The sequence below is a fragment of the Bartonella jaculi genome, assembly GCF_039543045.1.
Taxonomy (GTDB): domain Bacteria; phylum Pseudomonadota; class Alphaproteobacteria; order Rhizobiales; family Rhizobiaceae; genus Bartonella; species Bartonella jaculi.
In genome coordinates this window covers 1-1,541 of record NZ_BAABIZ010000106.1, presented here as the reverse complement: position 1 = coordinate 1,541, position 1,541 = coordinate 1, and the positions used below count along the sequence as shown (strand labels likewise).

Below are 1,541 nucleotides of genomic sequence, written 5' to 3'. Positions count from 1 at the left end.
CTCCCGTTGCTCCAGCACCAAAGCCAACATTCTCATTAAAACGCTTTGCGAATGATTTTGCGTTGTTAAGGTTGGCATTCATCCGCGTTTTTATATTTTTTACAATAAGGGCTGTTTAAGCGCTTCTCAACACTTCGCTTCGGAATTACAGCACCTGGACGACAAATCGGAAGATCTTTATAATTATAACACCAATATGGACCACCATATCTATCACGAAACCCAGCTTGAACCATGCAGGCATCAATGGATGCCATTTGATTTAAACTGAGGTTTCTATTTTCTGTATCAGGATCGATAAGGCTCGGCATACCACATTCTAAAAGGGCTTTTCCTATCTCAGTAAAGTCTGCACCTGGCTTCAACCACCCGTATACTTCTCCAGGAGCAGGTTTATCGATATTTGATATGTCACATCCAGAGACACTTAACAGAACTATCCCACCTAATAATTTAAACAATCTCTTCATTTTTTTCTCCATAAATAACCTAAACCTAAATTATCTAAAATCGCATGAGGTGCATAAATTATTGCATTATGAGGTTTTCCATAGGCATCTTGACATTTTTTCCCTGCATCACCATAACACTTATGGGTGGTACTAGGGTTATGTCCGCGTAGCGCGCTCCCTTGCTCTTTTATTGCAATTGCTGGTGGAAATAATATATAGGGGAACTTCAAGGGCACCTTATAAGCAGTAGGTGGATTGTGACCAATTCCTGTACCAATGGGATCAAAGATATGGTTTTGTAAATAAATATGATCTTTTTTACCATCACTCACATAATAGTGTGCATTCGCTATCGATTGAGAGTTATCAGCTGGTCCAAAAAGATAGATATCTGTTTTTTTGGATATACCATGAATGCCACGCTTTTCAAAGTCACGCAGTCCATTGCCTCCTGTTAAGCTACCGCGGCTGTGCGCACTCACAATCGCCTCCTCATTGCCATAACGAGTGATAAAATCTTGGAACTTCTTGGTTGAATTGCTCCATCCCCCCAAATACTCATAAATCGCTATCCCTACCTCCACTTCCCAGTCTTTAGCTTGGGGGTGGTAGGTAAAATAAAGGTGACCATTTTTATTAACAGCCATTTGAACAGCATTACCCGCTGCTTCATCGGGGGAATTAAAAATGCCATTGTAAAACATACGGGTATTGCCATCAGAACCGGCTTGTAAATGCTTCTCTTCTTCTGCTGTTAAATAATAAGATTGAGAAAACAATCCCGCCATTCCAAGCGAAGGCAAGGAGGGGGGGATTGTTGGTCATTACAAGCAGAAACAAGAATTAAGGCTGGCATTCAGGTTGTTCTGGATGCTTTTTACAAAATGGGCTATTTAAGCGCTTTTCGACACTTCGCTTTGGGATCACAGCACCAGGTTGACAGATGGGGAGGTTTTCTTCTTTAAAAGTATAACACCACCCACCCACATGTTCATTTTTATAGCGGAATCCTGATTGAATCATGCATGCATGGACTGTTGCCTGTGCATTAATACTCTGCTCTCTATTTTCTGAATCAAGATCGATAAG

At 40.9% G+C, this 1,541-nt stretch carries 2 protein-coding genes and 1 pseudogene; all 3 read right to left on the bottom strand.

The window, feature by feature from the left end; translation table 11 throughout:
* Nucleotides 1–65: 65 nt before the first annotated feature.
* Nucleotides 66–470, bottom strand: coding sequence for a hypothetical protein (locus ABD915_RS09575; protein WP_345117710.1), 405 nt, complete (start codon nucleotides 468–470; stop codon nucleotides 66–68).
* The gene (locus ABD915_RS09570; protein WP_345117708.1) at nucleotides 467–1,240 is read right to left on the bottom strand and encodes a hypothetical protein; all 774 of its coding nucleotides are present in this window, start codon (nucleotides 1,238–1,240) and stop codon (nucleotides 467–469) included. The genes ABD915_RS09575 and ABD915_RS09570 overlap by 4 nt, the downstream gene beginning before the upstream one ends.
* 55 nt (nucleotides 1,241–1,295) lie before the next feature.
* Nucleotides 1,296–1,541: pseudogene (locus ABD915_RS09565) on the bottom strand (hypothetical protein); the annotation flags it as partial.